Origin of the sequence: Cupriavidus sp. a3 (genome assembly GCF_051015765.1) — a bacterium.
In the GTDB taxonomy this organism is placed as follows: domain Bacteria; phylum Pseudomonadota; class Gammaproteobacteria; order Burkholderiales; family Burkholderiaceae; genus Cupriavidus; species Cupriavidus oxalaticus_A.
In genome coordinates, this window is record NZ_CP170644.1 from 1,942,583 (window position 1) to 1,965,470 (window position 22,888).

20 protein-coding genes are annotated in these 22,888 nt (G+C 69.2%); 6 read left to right on the plus strand and 14 right to left on the minus strand.

Annotation, left to right across the window (positions count from 1 at the left end):
* Positions 1 to 54: 54 nt before the first annotated feature.
* From ACAD63_RS30635 to ACAD63_RS30675, 9 genes are all read right to left on the minus strand, one after another.
* Entirely contained in the window at positions 55 to 501 is a 447-nt protein-coding gene (locus ACAD63_RS30635; RefSeq protein ID WP_135703603.1) for a nuclear transport factor 2 family protein, read from the minus strand.
* Between the two features lie 16 nt (positions 502 to 517).
* The gene (locus ACAD63_RS30640) at positions 518 to 2,158 is read right to left on the minus strand and encodes a FadD3 family acyl-CoA ligase (RefSeq protein WP_434034234.1); all 1,641 of its coding nucleotides are present in this window, start codon (positions 2,156 to 2,158) and stop codon (positions 518 to 520) included.
* Position 2,159: 1 nt separating this feature from the next.
* Positions 2,160 to 3,203 (minus strand): ferredoxin--NADP reductase, encoded by a 1,044-nt coding sequence (locus ACAD63_RS30645; protein ID WP_135703601.1) that lies wholly within the window; start codon positions 3,201 to 3,203, stop codon positions 2,160 to 2,162.
* A 27-nt stretch (positions 3,204 to 3,230) separates the two neighbouring features.
* The gene (locus ACAD63_RS30650; protein WP_434034235.1) at positions 3,231 to 3,995 is read right to left on the minus strand and encodes an SDR family oxidoreductase; all 765 of its coding nucleotides are present in this window, start codon (positions 3,993 to 3,995) and stop codon (positions 3,231 to 3,233) included.
* Entirely contained in the window at positions 3,979 to 5,679 is a 1,701-nt protein-coding gene (locus ACAD63_RS30655) for an FAD-binding protein (RefSeq protein WP_434034236.1), read from the minus strand. Before ACAD63_RS30655 ends, ACAD63_RS30650 begins: the two co-directional genes overlap by 17 nt.
* A 17-nt stretch (positions 5,680 to 5,696) precedes the next feature.
* Complete coding sequence (locus tag ACAD63_RS30660; RefSeq protein ID WP_135703599.1) at positions 5,697 to 6,221, minus strand: flavin reductase family protein; 525 nt, start codon at positions 6,219 to 6,221, stop codon at positions 5,697 to 5,699.
* Positions 6,218 to 7,972 carry an FAD-dependent oxidoreductase gene (locus tag ACAD63_RS30665; RefSeq protein ID WP_434034237.1) on the minus strand — a complete coding sequence of 585 codons (1,755 nt, stop codon included), beginning with the start codon at positions 7,970 to 7,972 and terminating at the stop codon, positions 6,218 to 6,220. Before ACAD63_RS30665 ends, ACAD63_RS30660 begins: the two co-directional genes overlap by 4 nt.
* 27 nt (positions 7,973 to 7,999) lie before the next feature.
* Positions 8,000 to 9,193 carry a flavin-dependent monooxygenase gene (locus tag ACAD63_RS30670; RefSeq protein WP_133094829.1) on the minus strand — a complete coding sequence of 398 codons (1,194 nt, stop codon included), beginning with the start codon at positions 9,191 to 9,193 and terminating at the stop codon, positions 8,000 to 8,002.
* A 180-nt stretch (positions 9,194 to 9,373) separates the two neighbouring features.
* Positions 9,374 to 10,525, minus strand: a complete 1,152-nt coding sequence (locus ACAD63_RS30675; RefSeq protein WP_135703597.1) for an LLM class flavin-dependent oxidoreductase — start codon at positions 10,523 to 10,525, stop codon at positions 9,374 to 9,376.
* A 215-nt stretch (positions 10,526 to 10,740) separates the two neighbouring features.
* Here ACAD63_RS30675 and ACAD63_RS30680 point away from each other — a divergent pair, with 215 nt between their 5' ends.
* Complete coding sequence (locus ACAD63_RS30680) at positions 10,741 to 11,085, plus strand: VOC family protein (RefSeq protein ID WP_135703596.1); 345 nt, start codon at positions 10,741 to 10,743, stop codon at positions 11,083 to 11,085.
* An 8-nt stretch (positions 11,086 to 11,093) separates the two neighbouring features.
* Here the strand turns inward: ACAD63_RS30680 and ACAD63_RS30685 are convergent, their stop codons facing one another.
* A complete protein-coding gene (locus ACAD63_RS30685) occupies positions 11,094 to 12,281 on the minus strand; it encodes a helix-turn-helix transcriptional regulator (protein WP_135704007.1) in 1,188 nt (395 codons plus the stop codon).
* A 449-nt stretch (positions 12,282 to 12,730) separates the two neighbouring features.
* Between ACAD63_RS30685 and ACAD63_RS30690 the strand changes: the two genes are divergently transcribed.
* The 3 genes from ACAD63_RS30690 to ACAD63_RS30700 are packed head-to-tail and all read left to right on the plus strand — an operon-like array spanning position 12,731 to position 15,657.
* Entirely contained in the window at positions 12,731 to 13,540 is an 810-nt protein-coding gene (locus ACAD63_RS30690; RefSeq protein WP_434034238.1) for an SDR family NAD(P)-dependent oxidoreductase, read from the plus strand.
* Between the two features lie 45 nt (positions 13,541 to 13,585).
* Positions 13,586 to 14,539 (plus strand): alpha/beta hydrolase, encoded by a 954-nt coding sequence (locus tag ACAD63_RS30695; protein WP_434034239.1) that lies wholly within the window; start codon positions 13,586 to 13,588, stop codon positions 14,537 to 14,539.
* The gene (locus ACAD63_RS30700) at positions 14,536 to 15,657 is read left to right on the plus strand and encodes a 3,4-dihydroxy-2-butanone-4-phosphate synthase (protein WP_133094823.1); all 1,122 of its coding nucleotides are present in this window, start codon (positions 14,536 to 14,538) and stop codon (positions 15,655 to 15,657) included. Before ACAD63_RS30695 ends, ACAD63_RS30700 begins: the two co-directional genes overlap by 4 nt.
* Here the strand turns inward: ACAD63_RS30700 and ACAD63_RS30705 are convergent.
* From ACAD63_RS30705 to ACAD63_RS30720, 4 genes are read right to left on the minus strand one after another with little or no spacing between them, the layout of a single operon-like run.
* Positions 15,623 to 16,627, minus strand: a complete 1,005-nt coding sequence (locus ACAD63_RS30705) for an acetyltransferase (RefSeq protein ID WP_434034240.1) — start codon at positions 16,625 to 16,627, stop codon at positions 15,623 to 15,625. The genes ACAD63_RS30700 and ACAD63_RS30705 overlap by 35 nt on opposite strands.
* Before the next feature lie 33 nt (positions 16,628 to 16,660).
* Positions 16,661 to 17,452, minus strand: a complete 792-nt coding sequence (locus ACAD63_RS30710; RefSeq protein WP_434034241.1) for an SDR family oxidoreductase — start codon at positions 17,450 to 17,452, stop codon at positions 16,661 to 16,663.
* A 29-nt stretch (positions 17,453 to 17,481) separates the two neighbouring features.
* Positions 17,482 to 18,651 carry a sulfotransferase family protein gene (locus ACAD63_RS30715; RefSeq protein ID WP_434034242.1) on the minus strand — a complete coding sequence of 390 codons (1,170 nt, stop codon included), beginning with the start codon at positions 18,649 to 18,651 and terminating at the stop codon, positions 17,482 to 17,484.
* Positions 18,648 to 19,757: a DUF1214 domain-containing protein gene (locus ACAD63_RS30720; RefSeq protein WP_135703589.1), complete on the minus strand. Its 1,110-nt coding sequence runs from the start codon at positions 19,755 to 19,757 to the stop codon at positions 18,648 to 18,650. The genes ACAD63_RS30715 and ACAD63_RS30720 overlap by 4 nt, the downstream gene beginning before the upstream one ends.
* 211 nt (positions 19,758 to 19,968) lie before the next feature.
* On the opposite strand from ACAD63_RS30720, the gene cysD reads away from it, so the two are divergent.
* Both cysD and cysN read left to right on the plus strand, forming a co-directional pair.
* Positions 19,969 to 20,865 (plus strand): sulfate adenylyltransferase subunit CysD, encoded by an 897-nt coding sequence (gene cysD / locus ACAD63_RS30725; protein WP_063239596.1) that lies wholly within the window; start codon positions 19,969 to 19,971, stop codon positions 20,863 to 20,865.
* Positions 20,865 to 22,787, plus strand: a complete 1,923-nt coding sequence (cysN, locus tag ACAD63_RS30730) for a sulfate adenylyltransferase subunit CysN (RefSeq protein WP_135703588.1) — start codon at positions 20,865 to 20,867, stop codon at positions 22,785 to 22,787. Before cysD ends, cysN begins: the two co-directional genes overlap by 1 nt.
* The last annotated feature ends 101 nt before the right edge of the window (positions 22,788 to 22,888 follow it).

Sequence of the window (22,888 nt, forward strand, 5' to 3'; positions counted from 1 at the left end):
CGCATACGCTCCCCTCTCCCGCGCAGTGGGAGAGGGGAGCAAACAAGCGAGGTTTTAGCTGCCCTGCGACAGCAACGCCGTCGTAAACTCCGTCGACCGGATCAACCACACCCCATCGATCCGCACATACTCATCCGCATAGCGCCCGGTCAGGAACGTGCGCGAACCGTTGACGTCATCCAGCGCCAGATACGCCAGATCCCAGCTACCCTGCGCCGACGCCTCATCCAGCACCCGGATCTCCGACTGCCCGGCAAAATGCATCTCCCGCAGCGTAGGCCGGCAAGCCAGCTCCGCAAAACACTGCACCAGCGCATCACGCCCGGCAAAGCTGCCAATGCGGTCATAGTGGATATGCGCGTTGTCCGGCACGAAGCAGGCCCGCATGGCTTCCGGATCCTTGTCATCGCACGCCCGCAGGTAGCGCAGCTTAAGCGCCCGGATCGCATCCGCGGCTTCCAGCCGTGAAAGGCGGTCGGCAATGCCGGCAATCTCGGTCATATTCAATCTCCGTTGATCAGGCTTCACGCAGCTGATACTTCAGCACCTTGCCCGCCGCGCTCACCGGCAGCGATGTGACGAACAGCACCTCGCGCGGCACCTTGTAGTTGGCCATGTGCCTGCGCGCCCAGACGATCAGGGTCTCGGCATCCAGGCGTGCGCCATGGCGCAGCACCACGTAGGCGCGCCCCACTTCGCCCAGCCGCTCATGCGGCATGCCCACCACCGCGACCTGGGCCACCGCCGGGTGGGCCGTCAGCAGCTTCTCCACCTCCGCCGGATAGCAGTTGAAGCCGCCGACGATGAACATGTCCTTGATGCGGTCGGTAATGCGCAGGTAGCCCCGCGCATCGAGCGTGCCGACATCGCCGGTATGCAGCCAGCCGTCGGCGTCGATGGCTTCGGCGGTCGCCTCCGGCAAGCCAAAGTAGCCCTGCATCACGTTGTAGCCGCGCACCAGCACCTCGCCCGGCTCGCCGGTCGCGACCGGCCGCCCCTGCGCGTCGACGCAGCGCAGCTCGATCCCCGGCATGGCGCGGCCGGAGGTGCCGGCCACCGTTTCGGCATCGTCGCCGGCGCGGGTCAGCGTGGCAAAGCCGCACGATTCGGTCAGGCCATAGCCGGTGATCACGGTGTCAAAGCCCAGTTCCTCGCGCATGCGTTCGATCAGCACCGGCGCGATCGCCGAGGCGCCGGTCACCGCAACCCGCAGCGATGACAGGTCGAACTCGCGCAGCCGCGGCGCGTTGAGCAGCGTCTGGTAGAGCGTCGGCGGCCCCGGCAGCACCGTAATGCGCTCGTTCTCCACGCGCGTCATCACGGCTTCGGCATCGAACACCAGGTGCGGCAGCACCGTGGCCCCGCGCGACAAGGCGGCAAGCCATCCCGCCTTGTAGCCGAAGGTGTGGAAGAAGGGATTGACGATCAGGTAGCGGTCCCCGGCGCGCACGCCCGTGATCGCCGCCCAGCCGTCGATGGCGCGCAGGTTCTGTGCGTGCGCGGTCATCACGCCCTTGGGCCGCCCGGTGGTGCCCGAGGTGAACATGATGTCCATCGGCGTGTCGCCGCGCACCCCGGCCTCGCGCTGCGAAAACGCCGCCATGTCCACCTGCTGCGCCTGTGCAAGGAAGCCATCCCACGCCAGCTCGCCGTCGCCCAGCGCCCTGCCCTGCCCCGGCCGCAGGATCACCAGCCGCTCCAGCGTGGCGGGACGATGCGGCGCCAGCATCTGCGGATAGCTTTCGCCGAGGAAGTCGTCGACGCAGACCAGCAGCCGCGCGCCGCTGTCGGCCAGCACGGCGCCCGCTTCGGCGCCCTTCATGCGCGTATTGAGCGGCACCAGCGCGGCACCCACGCTGTGCGTGGCCAGCGCCGCGATGATCCATTCCGAGAAGTTCGGCGCCCAAACCGCCACGCGGTCGCCCGGCTGCACGCCGAGCGCCATCAGCGCGCGGCCCGCTTCGGTCCGGCAGGCATCCAGCGCGGCGTAGCTCAGGCGCAGCCCGTCCTCCTGGATGGCGATACGCTCGCCGTGGCGCAGCGCCGCGCGCCGCACCAGCTCGGGAATGGTGGCAGCGATATCCTCGTTGGCGGCGGCTTCCTGGGCGTCCTGGCCGGCCAGCACCGCAATGTCGTCGATGGTGTCAGATGGGGTCATGTCAATCCGGGAACTTCAGGTGGAGTTCGTCGCTCGCGGGGCGCGCCTGGCAGGCCAGCGTCCAGCCCGCGTCGAGGTCGGCGCGATCGAGCACGTGGTTTTCGCCGAGCGTCACGTCGCCCTGCGTCACCTGGCACATGCAGGCGCCGCACAGGCCCGCACGGCAGGAACTGGGGGCGGCGACGCCGGCGCGCTGCAGCGCATCCAGCACCGTCTCGTCGGGCGCGACATTGAGCTGGTGGGCTGCGCCGTCGAGCTGCACGGTCAGCGCCGCGCCGCGCATGGCGGCGGGCTCGTTCGGGACAGGCGCCGCCGGTGTCTTGGCCGCTGCCACATCCGGCAGGGACACGAAGCGCTCCACATGCAGCTTGCCGCGCGGCACGCCAAGCTGCTGCAGCGCCGCCTGCGCCGCGTCCATGAATGGACCAGGCCCGCAGACAAAGCACTCGGCCAGGCTCCACGGCCGCACCAGTTCCTCGACCTGGCGCTGCGTCGGCGGCCCCTGCACGCTGTCCAGCCAGTGGATCACGCGCAGCCGGCCGGGGTGGCTGTTCGCCAGCTCGCCGAGCGCCTCGCGGAAGATGACGGAGCGCTCGTCGCGGTTGGCATAGACCAGCGTCACCGCGCCGCGCCCCTGGCGCAGTGCGGCCTTCGCGATCGACAGCACCGGCGTGATGCCGCTGCCGCCGGCCAGCAGCAGGAAATCGCCATGCAGCGTGGGCGGGGTGAAGACGCCGGCCGGCGGCATCACCTCGACCGTATCGCCCGCGCCGAGGTGGTCGCAGATCCAGTTGGAGACGCGCCCGCTTTGCACCCGCTTGATCGTCACGCGCAAGGCGTGGTCGACCTCGGGTGTGCTCGACAGCGAATAGCAGCGCTGCAGCGGCACGCCGTCGACGGCCACGCGCAGCGTCAGGAACTGGCCGGGACGGTAGGCAAAGGCGTCGCGCAAGCCGTCAGGCAGCGCGAAGACCAGCGAATGCGCCTGCTCCGTTTCCGTGATGACTTCGGCGATCTGCAGCCGATGGAATTGCACTGGCGCCATGATTTCCTTCTCTCGCCGGGGGTGGCGTCAGGCCACGCCCATGATGGTCTGTGCGTTGTCGATGCGCAGTTCCGCGCCGTTGATGAAGCGCGATTCGTCCGACGCCAGGAACAGCACCAGGTTGGCGACGTCGCGCGGATGGCACATGCGCTGCATCGGCTCGGCGCCGCCCACCTCTTCCGGCAGGGCCTCCGCGCCGCCCGGCAGGAAGGCAGCGGTCATCGGCGTGAGGATGCCGTCGGGATGGATCGAGTTGCAGCGGATACGGTAGCCGCTCTGCTTGCAATGGCCCGCGACGGCACGCGTCAGCGCCGCCACCGCGCCCTTGCTGGCGCTGTAGGCGCAGAACGCACCCATGCCGCCCAGTGCTGCCACCGACGACATGTTGACGATGCTGCCGCCGCCTGCCTTCATCGCGGCCACGCCGTACTTGCAGCCCAGGAAGTAGCCGTCGGCGTTGATGCGCATCACGCGCTGCCATTGCTCCAGCGTGGCATCCTCGACCGAGCCCAGCATCAGGATGGCGGCGTTGTTGACCAGCACGCCGGGCGCGCCGAAGCGCTGCTCGGTGCGCGCCATCACCTGCTGCCAGCCGGCTTCGCTGGCGATGTCGTGCGGCACGAACAGCGCGGTCTCGCCGATCTCGCGCGCCAGCGCGTGGCCCGCTTCCTCGTTCAGGTCGGTCAGCACCACGCGCGCGCCTTCGCGGGCCAGCAGCAGGGCGTCTTCCTTGCCGACGCCGCTGGCGGCCCCGGTGACGATCGCGATCTTGCCTTCAGTACGTCGGCTCATGGGTAATCTCCTCGTTGGTGTGTGCCTGCCGCTCGCCGGCGGGCTGTTGTGTCAGGTGGCGGCCGGCATTGCGCCCCGACCAGATGCAGTCGGCAAGCGACAGGCCGCTTACGTAATGGTTGGAGGCGATGCCCACCGCGGTCCGGCCGACGGCGTAGAGGCCCGAAATGGGGGCGCCGCCTGCGACGGCCAGCACACGGCCGCTCGGCTCTTCCACGGACAAGCCGCCGAGCGTGATCGCCGGACAGGGGAAGACGCGGGAGTTCGCCGAGATGTCGATGGCGAGCCATGGCCCGGCCTCCAGCGAGGCGCACATCGGCGCGGACTTGCCGGCCGGGTCGGGAATCTCTCCGCGGGCAGCGGCGCTGCAGGCGTCGACGGTAGCGCGCAGTGCGGCCGGCGGCATGCCCAGCTTGCCGGCCAGCGCCTCGATGCTGGACGCACGCCTGGCGCCGGCGAGCAACAGCATCGCCGCGGGCAAGGCCTGGAACGCCCACAGGCGGCCGCCCAGGCATTCACGCAGTGCGGCGCGCGCCAGCGCGCGGTCCAGGATCAGCCAGGCGCGCCCGCCATGCCGCTCGCAGATGGCGTGGCCCAGCGTGGCGCCATAGGTTTCCTCGTTGCCGATGCGCTCGCCCCGAGCGTCGACCACGCAACCGCGCGCCCAGTCGAACGGCGGATTGATAAAGCGCCAGGCCGACACGCGCTCCAGGTGTCGCGTGACCGCGCCCGCCGATTCGCCGAGCCGGATGCCGCTGCCGTCGCACCCGGTCGCGCCGAGGCGCCAGTTCTGCAGGTACTTGCCGGCATGGCGCGCCACCATGGCGCGGTTGAAGATAAAGCCGCCGGTGGCCAGCACGACGGCGCGGGTGCGCACTGCCACGGGCTGCGCATGGCGCAGCTCGAGCTGCAGCACGCGCTGGCGCAGCAGGTCGGCAACGCCCGGCATGGCGTTGTGCAGGCGCTCGGCCAGCCGCGCCAGGCGCGCGTGGCGCTTCTGGTGGCGTCCCGGCGGCACCTGCCACAGCTCGATGCCGATGACTGCGCCGTCCTTGTCGACGATCAGCCGGCGCGCCGCGGCCTGGCGCATGACCGTGATTTCCGCCCGGGCTTCCACGGCGCCGCGCAGCGCGCCGTACAGCGTGCGCCCGGACATGCCGGGGCCTTTCACGCGATGCCCGCGCGGGGCCGGTGCGGCATGCTGCGCGTACGCCGGCACGGCTTCGTTGCCGGAGTAATAGAGGTAATACGGCTGCGCCGGGTACGACGTCTTGCGCGGCGGCACGGTGGCGGCAAAGCGCACGCCCACGTCTTCCAGCCAGGCCAGCATGTCGCGGCTGCGCTCGCAGAAGGACTGCAGCGTGCCTTCGCTGACGACGCCGCCGGTCTCCTGGCGCAGGTAATCCGCCATCGCCCGCGGCGTATCGGCATAGCCCGCGGCGGCCTGGTAGGACGTGCCGCCGCCGGCATACACCACGCCGCCGCTCTTCGCGCTGGCGCCGCCGCCTTCGAAGCGCTCGGCGACGATCACGCGCGCGCCGCCGCGCGCGGCTTCCAGCGCTGCGCAGGCACCGGCGGCGCCGAAGCCCACTACCACAGCATCGCAGGCGGCCTGCCACGGATGCGCGTCCGGGTCATCGAGCCGCAGCGGTGCGTAGACCGGCGTGACGGAATCGGGATGCATGCTGGCGCCTCCGGGGCTCAGGCGGAACACAGCGCGCGCAGCGGCGCGGAGGTGGTATAGGCGCCGTCGACATAGACCAGCGGTGACACCTCGCCTGCCAGCCGCACCTCGCGCAGCCGGCCGATGAAGACAGCGTGGGTGCCATAGTCGAAGCGGCCGTCCTGCCGGCACACCAGGTTGGCCTGGGCATTGCGCAGGCACGGCACGCCGAGCAGGTCGTCCTCCCACTCGCCGCTGGTGAAGCGTTCCTCGCCCTTGAGGCGGCCGCTGCAATCGACCGCGATGTCCTGGTGGTCGGCGGCCAGCAGGTTGATGCAGAAATCGGTGCCGGCATCGAGCGGCGGATAGATCGACGAGTTGCGGTTGATGCAGATCAGCAGCGATGGCGGATCCGCCGACAGCGAATCGACCGCCGTCACCGACATCGAATAGCGGCGCTCGCCATCGCGGCAGCTGATGACCGCCACCGAGCGCGCCATGCGGCGCATCGCCTTCAGCATGTCGTCGCGCAGCGTCTGGCTGGATTCCGGATTGGCGCTCATAGGGCCTCCTGTACGGTTTGAGCGTGGGGCGCGGCGGCAGGCTGCCGCGCTTGCTGCGCGATCACTTCCGCAGCGATATAGCCGAAGGTCATCGCGGGCCCGAGCGTCGAGCCCGCGCCGGGATAGCTGGTGCCCATCATCGAGGCACTGGTATTGCCGATGGCGAACAGCCCGGCGATAGCGCTGCCGTCCTCCCGCAGCGCGCGCGCGCTGGCGTCGGTCACCAGTCCGCCCTTGGTGCCGATATCGCCGGCATCGAGCCGCACGGCGTAGAACGGCGCCTTGCCGATCGGCGCCAGGCACGGGTTGGGGCGCACCGCCGGGTCGCTGTAATAGGTATCGAACAGGTTGTCGCCCTTGCCGAATTCCTCGTCCACGCCGGTGGCGGCGTAGCGGTTCATGCGGGCGACGCTGCCGGCGAGCCCGTCGGCGTCCACGCCGATCCGCTGCGCCAGCTGCGCCAGCGTGTCGGCGCGCACCAGGATGCCGGACAGGCCGGCCGGAATGCTGCGGTCCGGCATCACCGAGGCAGGCAGGATCGGCCCGCACGGGTACTTGTGGCGGAAGGTGGCGTCGAACACCATCCACGCCGGCACGCTGCAGCCGGTCTTGTCGTGGTCGCGGTACATGGCCGGCACGAACTCGGAATACGGCGCGGCCTCGTTGACGAAGCGGCGGCCCTGCCCGTTCACCACCAGGCAGCCCGGCATGGCGCGCTCGATAAAGAGCGCGCGCTGCTTTTCCTCGCCCTGCACCTGCACAGTCGGCGCGCCCCACACATGCGACATCAGGGCGACGCCGGCGCCGGCGGCCTGCCCCGCGCGGATCGCGTCGCCGGTGTTGTTGGGCGGCGTCGCGCTCCAGCCGGCCTGCGTCGGCTGCGGCAGGTATTGCTCGCGCATGGCCTGGCTGCGCTCGAAGCCGCCGGCGGCCAGGATCACGCCATGCAGCGCGCGGATTTCCACCACCTGCCCGTCCTGCACGGCGCGCACACCGCGGACCGAGCCGTCTTCGACGACCAGGTCTTGCAGCGCGGTGTCGAGCCACAGCGGGATCGCGCGGTCCATCATTGCCCGCCGCAGGCCGCCGGCCAGGCTGTTGCCGAGCGTAAGGCGGCGGTCGCGCCGGGTCTTGCGGCGCCAGCCGAAGTCGAGCCAGTAGCGGGCGAACTGGCGCACCGCCAGTCCGAACCAGCCGGGCGAGCGGCACAGCAGCGCGTGCGCCTCGCCGGAGGTCACGGCCACGCGGCCGCCCACCAGCGTGCCGGGTGACGGCGGACGCAGCCGGTCGAACTCCTCACGCAGGCGCGCACCGTCGAACGGCATCGGGTCGAGCGCGCGGTAGCCGGGCATCGCGCCGGGCAGCTTCTGGAAGTAGTCGGCGTAGCGCGGCAGCGTGTAGTAACGCACACCGGTCTGCTGCTCCAGGTATTGCAGCATGCGCGGCGCCTGCTCCAGGTAGGCGCGGATCCGCCGCGGGTCGCCGTCGTCGCCGGTGCAGGCGAGTATGTACTCGAGCGCCTTGGCGTAGTCGTCCTGCCCGCCCGCCGGCGCGATATGGTGGTTGAGCGGGATCCAGATGCCGCCGCCGGACACCGCCGAGGTGCCGCCGTACTGGCTGCTCTTCTCCAGCACCACCACCGACAGCCCGCGGTCGGCGGCCCGGCAGGCGGCCAGCATGCCGCCGGCGCCCGAGCCGACCACCACCACGTCAAACTCCCTGGCCTGCAGGCGCGCTGTGTTCTGGGTCATGATGGGTTCCCTTGCCGGTGCGCGGCTTCAGATGAAGAAGTCGGTGTTGGCGCGGCCCATCATCACGCCGCCCAGGTTCTGGCCGAAGCGGTCCAGGTTGTTGGCGTAGTGGGCGCGTGCCGCGTGCAGGTCGAGGAAGCGGCGCACCATCGGGTTGGTGCGGTAGATGCCGTTGCCGCCGGCATAGCGCAGCAGGCTGTTGGCGAGCTGCGCGCAGCGCTCGGCCACCTGCGACGACTGGTAGCGGAAATGCAGCCGTCGCGGCGTCTGCACCTGGCCGCCTTCACGCGCTACGGCCAGCAGCTCGTCGAAATTGCGTTCGAGGACGGTGCGCATTTCGTCGACGGCCACCTGGGCATTGGCGCAGGCCAGTTGCGCACCGCCGTCCTCGGCGGTCTTGCTGCCGCCGTTGCTGCTGACGCGGCCGTCGGCGTAGGCGACGAAATCGTCAAGGGTGCCTTCCAGCGCGCCGATGCACGCGGTGCACACGGCACGCACGAAGATCTGCGCGAACGGCAGGCGATATAGCGGCACGTCGTTGACGGCAAGGCCCGGGCTGGTGCCCATGGCGCCATCGACGGCGCGATGGGTGCGGTAGTCGGGGACGAACACGTCATCGACGACGATATCGTGGCTGCCGGTGGCGCGCAGTCCCAGCACATCCCAGTTGCGCACGATCTTGTAGTCGGTGCGCGGCAGCAGGAAGGTGCGGTAATCGTAGGCACCGCCCGGTTCGGACGGCGGCACCAGGCCCCCGAGGAAGATCCAGTCGCACAGTTCGCTGCCGCTGGAGAACTTCCAGTGGCCTGAGAAACGGTAGCCGCCTTCGACCGGGGTGACCTTGCCGACCGGCATGTAGGTCGAGGCGATCAGCGTGGTGGGATCGTTGCCCCAGACCTCTTGCTGCGCGCGTTCGTCGAACAGGGCGAGCTGCCAGTTGTGCACGCCGACCACGCCGTAGACCCAGGCGGTGGACATGCAGCCTTTGGCCAGCGCCATCTGGATGCGGAAGAAGGTCTGCGGGTCGAGTTCATAGCCACCGTAGCGGCGCGGCTGCAGCACCTTGAAGAAGCCGGCGGCCTGCATCTCGGCGATAGTTTCGGCGGGGATACGCGCTTCGGACTCTGCCTGCGCGGCGCGCTGCGCCAGCACGGGGATCATCTGCTCGGCGCGCGCGATCAGGCGTGCGGCCAGTTCCTTGGGGTTGTTGTCGTGATGCACCGCGGTCTCCTTTTCGCTTTGTCTTGTGGCTGGCGTTGATGTTTGCATCGGGCGGGCGGGGCGCCATCGTCTGATGGGACTAGCTGTTTCCTGCGGCACTTCGTGGATGCGCCGGCCCTCTCCCCCGGCCCCCCTCTCCCGCTCGCGGGAGAGGGGAGCAAACCATCGATCAGCAAACGTTCACGCCACCGCGCTCAGCTTGCGGCCCTGCTTGCGGAAATGCGGGATCACGTGCTCGCCGATATTGCGGATGGTCTCCATCTGCGCCCACTGCGGCACCGTGCCCATCTGGCAGATAAACAGGATCTCGTCGGCGCCGGCATCGATCAGCCGCTGCACGTAGCCGATGCAATCCTCCACCGTGCCGTAGGCGTGGTTCGGGTTCAGCATCATCATCGAGGGGTCGCTGAAGTCGACCGAGACCTTCTCGGAAGCGAACCTGGTATTGATGACGGCCTTGCCCTGCGCGTCGGTGGCGGTGACATGCTCGTCGTCCCACGCGGACGGATCCGGGCGCTCGCCGCCGGCATACCAGTACGACAGCGACTCCATGAAATAGCGCTGGCCCTTGATGCCGATCTTGCGCGCAGCCAGGCCGTCTTCCAGCACGATGGTCGGGCACAGCGCCGCCAGGTGCTGGTGCGGGCGGAAGCCCACCTGGTCCTCGGCCTTGCGGCTTTCCCACGCGGCGCGATAGATCTCGTTCTTCTTCGCCACATCCTCGGGGCCGCCAAAGCCGAGCACCAGCGCGCCCATGCCGCGCGCGCCGGCGCGCTGCAGCGTATCGGCATTAGTGCAGGCCAGGTACATCAGCGGATGCGGGTCCTGGCGCGGCTTGGGGTGGATCGGGCGGCGCGGGATCTTGATGAACTCGCCATCGTGCTCGATCTCGTCCTGCGTCATGATCCTCGGGATCAGGTACATCGACTCGTCGATCATCGGGTGCAGGCTGTTCAGGTCGTAGCCGAACGTGCCCGCCTCCTGCTGCGTGCCGCCCTTGCCCACGCCGAAGTGCACGCGGCCGCCGGACAGGATGTCGAGCGTGGCGATGCGCTCGGCCACCTTGACCGGGTGGTTCATCGCCGGCGGCAGGCACACCACGCCGTGGCCGATGCCGATGCGCTGCGTGCGCCCGGCGACAAAGGCGAGGAAAGTCTCCGGCGCGCTCATGTGCGCGTAGTTGGTCAGCGCGGTGTGCTCGACCGCCCAGACCACGTCGAAGCCCATGTCCTCGGCCAGCACCACCTGTTCCATGATTTCATCGAACACCTTGTGGTCGCCGGCGCGCGAGGCATCGACGGTCTGTGCTTCATAGATCAGCGAAAAACGCATTGCAGTCCCCTTCCCTGGCATTGATGGTTCAGGACCGCTGCCGGGACGCCGCCGGTTGCCGCGCCTCGGGCCGGAAGCGGCCTGTGTGCTTGCAGTGTGGGCGGCGCAAGGCGTTGCAACATCGTCTGATTGGATTATGAGCAGTGCCTGGCCCATCCCTATCATGATTCGCGGGCAACGATGCCCGCTTTTGACCTTCGAAAGGACCAGGACACATGCAAGCCAGACTGCTGCTTTACCCCGTCACGGACATCGACACCGCGCTGCCGTTCTTCACGCAAGGACTCGGACTCGCCGTGAAATTTCGCGACGGCGACCGCTATTGCGCGCTGGACGCGGGCGCGCTGACACTGGCGCTGGTGGCCGGTGAAGAACGGCTGGTCGACCAGCCCGCGCTCGCGTTCAAGGTGGATGAGGGGAAAGACTTTGCCGCGGCGATTGCGCGGCTGGTGGGTGCGGGGGCCAGCGTGACGCTGCCCGCGGCGCAGGGCCCGCATGAGACCCGCGCGGTACTGCAGACCCCGCAGGGCTTTGCGCTGGTGCTCAGCGCAAAGCCCTGACGCTTACATCAGCCCAGCGAAATCACGCTGCTCAGCAGCATGCGCACCAGCGTGGCCTGCCGGGTCACGCCGGTCTTGGAGAAGATCGCGCGCAGGTGCGCGCGTGCCGTGTTCTTGCTGATGCCGAGTTCATCGGCGGCTTCGTCGAGCGTGAGCCCGTTGGCCAGCTGCAGCGCCAGTTGCGTCTCCGCCGGCGTGAAGTCGAACAGCTGGCGCACCACATCGTGCGAGGCCTGCGAGCGCCGCTCCGGATCGCGGATGAAGACCACGCAGGCCGGGCGCTTGCGGTTGTCCTCCGACCACTCGCTGAGCGGGATGGTGCGGATCAGCACGCCCAGCCTGGCGCTGCCGGACGGACGCGTGATCGACATCGCCTCCATCACCGCCGGCGCGGTGCCCAGGTGCCCCATCATTGCCTGGCGCAGCAGGCGCTGGAACTTGCGGTTCTCCTGGCCGTACTCGACGTCCAGCCCGCCCTTGGCAATCCGGATGCCGTCCTTGGCGCCCAGGATCTCGTCGGCCGCGGCGTTGGTCTTGATGATGGCGCCGGTCTCGTCCAGGATCACCATGCCGACCAGCATGCGGTCGATGGCGCTGGCATAGACGGTGCGCTCCGACTCCACCACGTCGAGGCGCGAATGCAGGTCCACCGCGCGCTTCAGGTGCGGCAGCAGCGCGGTGCACAGCGCCTTGTCCGCGGCCGAGAAATCGCGGCCCTCATGCTTGCGGCAGACACGGAAGCGGCATTCGACGCCGTCGTCGGTACGCAGGTCCGCGCCCAGGATGTAGCGGATGCCGACGTCCTTGAGGAACTGCAGGTAGATCTCGCTCTGGCACCAGACGCCCGGCCCTAGATGCTCGTCGATGGTCACCACCCGGTCCGACGGCAGGCCGATGAAGGGATCGAGCGCGTAGTAGTAGTTGTTGTACGAGGTCTCCCCCGGCAGGGTCGAACCGCCATGCTCCGAGGCATTGATCATGAGCCCGCGCCGGTCCGTGGCCGGCGAACGCAGGATCAGCGTGACGTAGTTGGCGTCGAGCTGCCTGCGGATCTGCTCCAGCGCCTTGCCCCATGGCACCTGCTCCATCGGTCCCTGGTAGATATTGCCCAGCAACGCGCTGAAGTCAGACAGCGACACCGTCGTCTGCGCGAACAGGTGCGCGGCTGCCTGATTGTGGCTCGCCTCCATCAGCATTTCCTCTGTCTCCATTGTGGCGTGCGCAGCGCACCGGACGTGCCGGTCGGCTGGCCTTCCTGTGCGGGCTCTGTGGCCCTTTTTTTGTGCCCCGATTATAGGGACGGCGCAGGGGTCGCGGCTTGCCCCCCGCCTTCATGGTTTGCCCTAGTCCACGCCGGCATGGCACGCATGCCGGACTAGTCCCGAGGGACAGGCCAATCCTCACGCGCCGGCGGCGCAAACACATACTCCAAACAGACTAAGGACCAACCCATGGCCGTCCGGCTGCGGGCAAACCCCTAGGCGTCATGGGGTGCCATGTGACGCCATGTGAATCCGCATGACGCCAGGTGGCGCCGCCCCACCCAAACAGACGATGCCGCGCCGCCGCGGCGCCGCTACAAGTCGTGCATGGGCGGCAATCCCCGCCCTTTTTCCACGTCTTTTTCCTACGGAGAACCACGACCATGGCGGCAAACCCGCGGCAGCAGGCCGCAGTGATTACCGGGGCGGGCAGCGGCATCGGCCGCGCGCTGGCGCATGCATTGGCAGCGCAGGGCTATGCGCTGGCACTGGCGGACATCGACGCCGACGCGCTCGAAGCGACGCGCGCGGCGCTTGCGGGCCAGGGTGCCATCGCTATCGCGGTCCCCACCGACGTCTCCGACCTGCGGCAGATGGCGCACCTGTGCGCTGAAGCCTTCCTGCGCCTGGGCCGTGTCGACCTGCTGGTCAACAACGCCGGGGTGCTGGCCACGGGCCGCTGCTGGGAGCTGGCGCCGGAGGTCTTCGAGCGCGTGCTGCGCATCAACCTGTGGAGCGTGCTGTACGCACTGCGCTGCTTCGTGCCGCGCATGGCGGCGCAGGGTTCGGGCCATATCGTCAACGTGGCGTCGATGGCCGGCCTCGCGGTCGGCCCCTGGCTGGCGCCCTACACGCTGTCCAAGCAGGGCGTGGTAGCGCTCAGCGAAGGACTGGCGCTGGAGCTGCAGGCGGCCGGCCTGCCGATCCGGGTGTCGGTGGTCTGCCCCGGCCCGGTCGCCACCGGCATTGCCGCGGGCCTGGACGGCGCCGGGCCGCAGGAGGTGAACCAGATGAACGGCGCGCTGCGCAGCGGCATTGCCGCCGGCATGACGCCGGACGAGGTCGCGCGCGTGATCCTCGACGGCGTGTCGGCCGGCCGCTTCTGGATCCTGCCGCACGAGCAGGCGGCGCACGCCGCGCTGGCGCGCGCGCAAGGCATTGCCGCCGGCAGCCAGCCAGCCTTCGCGCTCTGAGATCGCGCTCCGAACTTGAATCCTCAACCGCAACCGGGAGACACCATGCCGCTCGACCCCCAGGCCCGCGCCATGCTTGATGCCATGGCCGCCTTGCCCAGCCCCGACTTCTCCACGCTGCGCGCCGCCGACTACCGTGCCGCGCTGGCGGCCATGCCGGGATTCGCACCCGGCGATGCCATCGCCGCGCAGCACGACCTGATCCTGGACGGTGCGGCCGGCCCGCTGCGGGCGCGCCTGTACCGGCCGGACGACAGCGCCGCGCTGCCGCTGGTGATCAATTTCCACGGCGGCGGCTTCGTGCTGTGCGGCCTCGATTCGCACGACAACATCTGCCGCACCCTGGCGCGCCGCAGCGGCGCGCTGGTGCTGTCGGTCGACTACCGGCTCGCGCCGGAAGCGTGCTTCCCGGCCGCCGCGGAAGACGCGGTCGCGGCGGTGCGATGGGCAGCTGCGCATGCGGCGCAACTGGGTGCGGATCCGGCGCGGATCGCCGTGGCGGGCGACAGCGCCGGTGGCAACCTCGCCGCCGTAGCCTGCCAGCAGTTGCGCGGCAGCGGCATCGCCCTGCGGCACCAGTTGCTGCTCTACCCTTACCTGGACTGCACCGATGCCGCGACCGGCAGCGCCAGCTACCGCGAATGCGCAACCGGCTACTTCCTGAGCGCGGCGGAACTGGACTGGTATCGCGCCCAGTATCTCGGCAATCGCGCCGATGCCGCGGACGTGCGCGCCAGCCCGCTGCGCCAGCGCGACCTGCATGGCTTGCCACCGGCCACCATCATCACCGCCGAGTACGACCCGCTGCGCGACCAGGGCGAAGGCTACGGCGAAGCGCTGCAGCGCGCGGGCAACAGCGCCACCGTGCGCCGCTGGCCGGGGCAGTTCCATGGCTTCATCAGCATGCAGGGCGTGATCGATGCCGCCAGCGACGCACTGGATGCGGCCGCAGCGGCGCTGCGCCACGCGTTCGGCAGCAGCCGGCAGGAAGCAGCATGAGCACGGCCAACGCCTTGCCGCCGATGGCCGACGTGCTTGCCGCACTGGCTGCTGGCCAGCGCGTGGTGGTGATCGAGGACGAGACCACCGAGGCCACCGGCTGCGTGCTGGTTACCGCCGAACGCACCACCGAGGCCGACGTCAACTTCATGGCCGCCGAGGCGCGCGGCCTGGTCTGCATGGCCATCACCGAGGCGCGCCGCGACCGGCTGCAGTTGCCGCCGATGGCCGCCAGCCAGCGCCAGCGCGAGCGCTACACGGTGTCGATCGAAGCGGCCACCGGCGTCAGCACCGGCATTTCCGCGGCGGACCGGGCGCTGACGCTGCGCGTAGCGGCAGCGGCGCGCGCCCAACCGGCAGACCTGGTCCAGCCGGGACACATCTTTCCGGTGGTAGCGCAGGCCGACGGCGTGCTGCGCCGCGCCGGCTTTGCCGAGGCCTGCTCCGACCTGCCGCGGCTGGCCGGGCGTGTCGCCGCCGGCGCCTATGCGATGCTGCTTGATGACGACGGCGACCTGCTGCGCGGCCCCGGCCTGCTGGCGTTTGCGCAACGCCACGGGTTAGCTGCGGTCTCGATCAGCGGGCTGATCCACCACCGGCTGCTGACCGAAGGCGCGCTGCGCCGTACCCGCTCGACCGGGCTGGATACGCCGTTCGGGCGCTTCACCGTGCACGCGTACCACGACGCCCCTGCCGACGCGCTGCACCTGGCATTGGTGCTGGGCGAGCCCGATCCGTCCAGGCCGGTACTGACGCGCGTGCAGGCGGTGGAAATGCAGCGCGACGTGCTGGCCTTCGGCACGCCGGCACAGTCCACCTCTCAGCCCGCCTGGAACCTGGAACGCTCGCTCGCCCGCATCGGCGCGGAGGGCTGCGGCGTGCTGGTGCTGCTGGACGAGCGCGAATCGCCGCAGCAGCGGCTGGCGCGGCTGGCCGCGCCGCCTGCCGCCGCGCCGGCGCCGGCCTTCGCGCAGCGCGCGCTGGGGGTCGGGGCGCAGATCCTGCGCGATGTGGGCGCGCACAAGCTGCGCCTGCTCAGCCATCCGGTGCCTTACCGCGCGGTCACCGGCTTCGACCTGGAGGTTACGGAGTTTGTCCCGCCGGGCCAGCCTGGTTGAACGGCGCGCCGAAGCAGTCGGCAAAGCTGCGCGTGAAGCGCTCCACTTCGGCGTCGGGCAGGTGGTTGATGCCCCCGGCCAGGCGCCGGCCGCCTCCGGTCTCGAAGGCGCGGCAGAAGTCGGCCGCACCGGTGATGCTGTGCGCCGGCACGCGCACGCTGACCGCAAAGCCGCCGCCGGATTTGGGCGACAGCAGGCCGATCGCATCGCCGGGACGTCCGCGCACCAGCTCGTTGGCCAGCACACCGATCGCGCGCCGTGCCCACGGTGCGTCCGGCAGCACCAGCAGCGCGGCGCCGGGGACTTCATGCACGGGCGACAGCCGGCGCGCCTGGGCCATGTCGTCCTCGTAGCCATCGCACAGCAGCGCGTAGGTGGCGCACTGCGCGGCGAACTCCAGCGGGTCGGCGAACGGCAGCATGTGCTGCGCCAGCTCGGCGGGATCGCAATGCAGGTCCGCCACGCACTCGCCATACGCGTTGTAGTTCAGGCAGGTGCCGAGCCGTTCCAGCATCAGGGTTTCGCGCGCGTCCAGCCGCGCCTGCGCCGCCATCGCGCGCGCCACGTCGCCGAGGTTGTCGCCAAAGGCAGCGGTGATCGCCCAGCGCCGGTGGAGCCCGTCGAGGTGGCGGTCGACCAGGATGCTGGTGCAGACCGCCGCGCTTTCGTCGATATGCGCACCCAGACCGGCATGCGACGGCAGCTCGCCGGCGTGGTGGTGGTCGAAGTAGTCCACCTGCGCACCGGCGGCGAGCAGCCGCAGCAGCCCGTCGCGGTTCTGTTCGAGCGAGATGTCCAGCGCCGTCACGGTATCGCCGGCGCAGGCGTCGATCCGCTCGAGCAGGCGGATATCGCGCTTGACGCCGGTGACCAGCGTCGCATCGCCGGGGTGCAAACGACGGGCCAGGCGCAGCTGCTGCAGGGCACACAGGCCGTCGGCGTCGCCGTTGAAGGCAAAGTAGCGGGTCATGGCAGTTGGCAGTAGAGCAGTCGGTCCGGCCGGTCAGGGCATGAAGTCGCCACCGTTGGCATCCAGCGAGGCCCCGGTGATCGCACGGGCGTAGTCCGACACCAGGAACAGCGCCGCGCGCGCGCAGTCGTCGTCCGTCGGCATGCGGCCCAACGCAATCTGGGAAGCCACCGGTGCGATGATAGCGTCCTCGGCGACCCCCTGTTCGGCCGCGGCGTGACGCACATAACCCTGCACCGGCGCGCCCCACATCCAGCCCATGAAGATGCTGTTGGCGCGGATGCCATGCGGCCCCAGTTCGCGCGCCAGGTACTTGACTGCCACCGCCAGCGCGCCCTTGGACGCGGCGTAGCCCGATTCGCCGGGCATCGGCTTGCGCGTGGCCTGGGTGTTGATCATCACGATGGCGCCGCCGCCCTGCGGCTTCATCAGCGCGGCCACCTCCTGCGTCAGCGTCATGGTGCCGAAGACATTGGTGTCGAACACCTGGCGCCAGACGTCCAGGTCGGCGGCTTCCACCGGCTCGGGGAAATTGCCGTGCTGGAAGGCGCTGTTGACCAGCGCGTCGATGCGGCCGAAGCGGCGCACGGTCTCGCTGGCGAGATGGCGGGACTGGGCGCGGTCGGTGATGTCGGTCACCACCTTCAGCACTTCACAGTCGGCGCCCAGTGCATCGATGCGGGCCTGGGCCTCGTCCAGCTTCGCGGCGGTGCGCGCGGCGATGGCAACGGCGCGGGCGCCCTCGCGCGCGGCCGCTACCGCCAGCTTGATGCCCAGACCCGGGCCGATGCCCGATACGATGACGATCTTGTCTTTCAGCAGCATGTGGATGTCTCCTCGGTGTGTTTTCGGTATCAGTCGCGGCTCAGCACATGGCGTGCGCGATAGCCGGCGAAATCGCGTGCCAGCTGTGCCTGGCTCAGCCCGAACTGCTCGGGCGTATAGGCATGCGCCGCGCGCCGGTTGCGCGGATTGCTTTCCATCCATGCCCACATGCCGGCGCGCGCGGCCTCGGTCAGCGGCATGCCGGCGAAGCGATAGACCGCCTGCGCCACGCCGAAGGGATCGCGCACCGTGTCCTCGAAACGCACGTCGAGGAAGCGGCCGGCGGGCATGGCGTCGCGCACGGCCATGGCGTGATCGGTGCCGCGCCGCATCTGTTCGCTCCATTGGCGGCCTACCGCGACCGGATCCGGCGCATCGGCGTACATCCTCCACAACGTATGCGCCATGCTGGCCATCGACGGGATGGTCTGGACCGGATCGCGGTGGGTCAGCACCACCTGCGCGCCCGGGAACACCCGGAACAGGACTTCCAGCGTATGCAAATGCTGCGGGGTCTTCAGCACCCAGCGCTGCGCGGTCCCCTCGCCGCGCTGGCGCTTCTGCCACTGAAGGAACTGCAGCATGGTCTTCAGGTAGTCGTAGACCTCGGTGCGGTCCTGGCACGCCAGCCAGCCGGTGTAGCCGGGCACGTTGGCGTAGGAGTCCATTGCGCACAGGAATGAATGCTCCATCAGCATGAATTCCTCGTCGGCGGCCATGGCGTCGAGCGGATGGATGGCGAGGATGTCCGGGATGAAGCGGATCATCTGCGCCACTTCGTCGCGCGCCAGCGCAATGCGCCGGCTGGCATCGCGCACGTCCTCGCCGGGCAGCGGCGCGGGGTAGCGGGTTTCCCACCACGCCGCCGAGCAGAAGCGCGCGTCGGTAGCCAGCATGCGCTGCAGCAGCGTGGTGCCGGTGCGCGGCAGCCCGACGATGACCAGCGGGTCTTCCACGCGCTCCTGCAGGATCCCCGGATGGCGCCTGCAGTAGTCCTGGATCACCAGCCGGTTCACCAGCTGGGCCTGCAGCTTGGCTTGCAGCAGTTGCTCGCCTTGCTGCGAGAGGCCGGCCTCGCGTGCCAGCGAATCGGACAGCACGTCCAGGGCCTCGCGGTAGTTGCCCGGGCCGAAGTCGGCCAGGCCGCCGGCCTGCTCGCTCGCCTGCGCAAGCAGGCCCTTCACGTTGATGCCCTTCATGCGTTGTTCTCCCTGAGCGATGCGAGCTTGACCACGCGCGTGCGCGGATGCGCCGGCTGCGCCGCGCCCACCCAGCGCCAGCACATGGTGCCGTTGCGATGGCCGGCGGTCTCCAGCCAGTTGGACAGGCCCGGATCGCCCGCACTGAGGATGACGGTGACGCCGCCACCGGCATCGAGCCGGGCGCCGTGCTTGTTGATGCAGATGTCGTGGTAGCGGTAGTCGAGCGACTCCATCCAGTAGTTGTTGATCTGGAAGTTCCAGAACTCGCAGTCCGGCACCCGGTCGACCTCGACCACCAGCGCCTCGTCATCCGCGAGCTGCCAGCAGGAATGGTAGTAGAAGATGTTGGGATCGCCGCCCGCCGCCTGGCACACGGCCTGGTCCGCGGGCGGCAGGGCGTTGACGTGGCCACCGTAGCCCCTGGCCCAGTCGGCAAAGATGCGCGCGGTGCTTTCGACAAAGCCGGCGGCGCGCAGCAGGCCGCCGTGCAGGCGCTCGGCGCTCAGCGCGGGCGGCTTGCCGTTGCCGTCAACGCGTTCGATATGCAGTTCGGCCGGGGTCTCTGCCTTGCGGTCGAGGAAGGTCTGGCGCACCACCAGCGCATTGGTGGCCGGCTCCATGCGCACCCAGTTGCCCTGCTGCGGCTGAGCGCCGAGGACGATCTCGAAGCTGCCGTCCGCCGCCACCGCCAGCTGGCTGCTGTCGATAAAGCCGGTCTGGACCATGCGTCCATCGGTTTCGTAGCCACCCTTCTGCGTGCCGAAGCTGAGGTACGCCACCGTGCCGCGCCGGCCGCGGATGCGGTACGCCGCATTGCCGTCCAGGCGCGCGTAGCGGTACAGGTTGTCCGGATTGTCAGCGCCGATCTTGGCGGTCTCGTGCGACGGCGAGAAGAAGCCGGGAAACGCCGGATCGGCGAACTCCACATGCATCTCCAGCGCAATGCGCAGCAAGCGGCTCAGGTAGCGGAAGCCCTCGGCGCGCGTGAGCGCGTCGGTCGGCGCTTCGGGGCGCAGGATCTGCTGCCCGCTGCGCTTGAGCACTTCGCAAAACTCGGCCCAGGTGTGGCCGCTCAGCAATTGGTCTTCGGCGGAGGTCGCCATCTGCCTGCTCCCGTGGTTCGTCGGCGAAGCAACGATACCCAGTGCAGGCCCAGCGCTTCCTCGTCCGGGCGGACTAGGAATTGCATGCCGCGGCCCGCGATTTCCTAGTCCGCCCGGACGAAGTGGCGCGGGGCCCCGGCTCGCTACCTTGTGGCCATGCCAGGCCACCGCGAGATCCGTGCATGGGCCGGCAAACCAAGAGGAGAACCCGATGTTGACCCACCTGGAGCAACTGGAGGCGGAGAGCATCCACATCATGCGGGAGGTGGTGGCGGAATGCGAAAACCCCGTCATGCTCTATTCCATCGGCAAGGACAGCGCCGTGATGCTGCACCTTGCGATGAAGGCCTTCCATCCCGCGCGGCCGCCGTTCCCGCTGCTGCATGTCGATACCACGTGGAAATTCCGCGAGATGATCGCGTTCCGCGACCAGACCGCCGACCGGCTCGGCCTGGACCTGCGCGTGCATATCAACCCCGAAGGGGTGGAGCGCAATATCAGCCCTCACGAGCACGGCTCGGCCGTCCACACCGACGTATGGAAAACGCAGGGCCTGAAGCAGGCGCTGGACCACTACGGCTTTGACGCCGCTTTCGGCGGCGCGCGCCGCGACGAGGAAAAGTCGCGCGCCAAGGAGCGGGTGTTCTCGGTGCGCACCGCCCAGCACCGCTGGGACCCGAAGATGCAGCGCCCCGAACTCTGGCGCCAGTACAACACCCGCAAGCGCAAAGGCGAGAGCCTGCGCGTGTTTCCGCTGTCGAACTGGACCGAGCTCGATATCTGGCAATACATCTACCTCAACGACATCCCGATCGTGCCGCTCTACTTTGCCAGGGAGCGTCCGGTAGTCGAGCGCGACGGCACGCTGATCATGGTCGACGACGAGCGCCTGCCGCTGCGCCCCGGCGAAACGCCGCGGATGCGCAAGGTCCGCTTCCGCACGCTGGGCTGCTACCCGCTCACCGGCGCGATCGAGAGCGAGGCCGACACGCTCGGCGGCATCATCCAGGAAATGCTGCTGGCGACCACGTCGGAGCGCCAGGGACGGCTGATCGACAGCGATTCGGCCGGTTCGATGGAGAAGAAGAAGCAGGAGGGATACTTCTGATGGCAACGCTGATCGACACCGCGCCGCCGATGGCGCAGCCCGCGGGCACGCAGAGCGAGATCGCCCACTACCTCCATGCCCAGCAAGGCAAGAGCCTGCTGCGCTTCATCACCTGCGGCAGCGTCGACGACGGCAAGAGCACGCTGATCGGCCGGCTGCTGTATGAGTCGAAGATGCTGTTCGAGGACCAGCTGGCGCAACTCGAAGCCGATTCGAGGAAGATGGGCACGCAGGGCGACAACCTCGACTTCGCGCTGCTGGTGGATGGCCTGGCCGCCGAACGCGAACAGGGCATCACTATCGACGTGGCCTACCGCTTCTTTGCCACCGACAAGCGCAAGTTCATCGTCGCCGACACGCCGGGGCACGAGCAATACACCCGCAACATGGTCACGGGCGCGTCCACCGCCGACCTGGCCATCCTGCTGGTGGACGCGCGCCGCGGCGTGCAGACGCAGACGCGCCGGCACAGCTACCTGGTGTCAACGCTGGGCATCCGGCGCGTGGTGCTGGCGGTCAACAAGCTCGACATGGTGGACTACTCGCGCGAGGTCCATACGCGCATCGAAACCGAGTACCGCGAATTCGCACGCCAGATCGGGCTGACCGATATCACCTGCATCCCGATGTCCGCGCTGCGTGGGGACAACATCACCGCGCCCAGCGCCAGCACGCCGTGGTACCAGGGCCCGACGCTGATGCAGCACCTGGAAACCGTGCCGATCGACAGCGCACCCGTGCAGGACGAGTCGTTCCGGCTGCCGGTGCAGTGGGTCAACCGGCCCAACCTGGATTTCCGCGGCTTCGCCGGCACCGTCAGCGCCGGCGAAATCCGCCGCGGCGACCGGGTGCGCGCGCTGCCCTCGGGCCGCGAAAGCCGCGTGGCCGCCATCGTCGGCGCCAATGGCGAATGCGAGCATGCGGTACGCGGCCAGGCGGTGACGCTGACGCTGGCCGACGAGATCGACATCAGCCGCGGCGATGTGCTCGCGTGCGCGGAAGACCCGCCCGCGGTGGCCGACCAGTTCGAAGCCACGCTGGTGTGGATGAGCGAGGATGCGATGCTGCCCGGCCGCCCCTACCTGCTCAAGCTCGGCACGCGCACCGTGGGCGTGACGGTCGCGCAGCCCAAGTACAAGGTCAACGTCAACACGCTCGAACACCTGGCCGCGCGCACGCTGGAGCTCAACGAGATCGGCGTGTGCAACCTGCACCTGGACCGGCCGGTGGCGTTCGACCCCTATGCGCGCAGCCGCGAACTGGGCGGCTTCATCGTCATCGACCGCCTGACCAACAACACCGTCGGCGCCGGCATGCTGCATTTTGCGCTGCGCCGGGCGCAGAACGTCCACTGGCAGGCGATCGACGTAGACCGCCGCGCCCACGCCGCGCTCAAGCACCAGTCACCTCGCATCGTCTGGTTCACCGGGCTGTCCGGCGCGGGCAAGTCCACCATCGCCAACCTGGTGGAAAAACGTCTGCATGCGCTCGGCCACCACACCTACCTGCTCGATGGCGACAACGTGCGCCATGGGCTGAACAAGGACCTGGGCTTCTCCGAGGCCGACCGCGTCGAGAACATCCGGCGCGTGGCTGAAGTGGCAAGGCTGATGCTCGATGCGGGGCTGATCGTGCTGGTGTCGTTCATCTCGCCGTTCCGCTCCGAGCGTGAGATGGCGCGCACGCTGGCGGGCGACGGCGAATTCGTCGAGGTCTTCATCGATACGCCGCTGGCGGTGGCCGAGCAGCGCGACCCCAAGGGCCTGTACCGCAAGGCGCGGCGCGGCGAGCTGAAGAACTTCACCGGCATCGATTCGCCGTACGAGGCGCCCGACCGGCCCGAGCTGCGCATCGACACCACCGCCGACACGGCTGAGCAGGCGGCGGAACGGATCGTGGCGTGGCTGCGGGATAGGACTTAGGCTGAATGGACGATGAGGCCGTGGTGGGGGTGGGTACGATGGGTGAATCCGAGTTTCTGCCGGAGATCCTGACCGCGCCCACCCGGGACCAATGCGCTTGC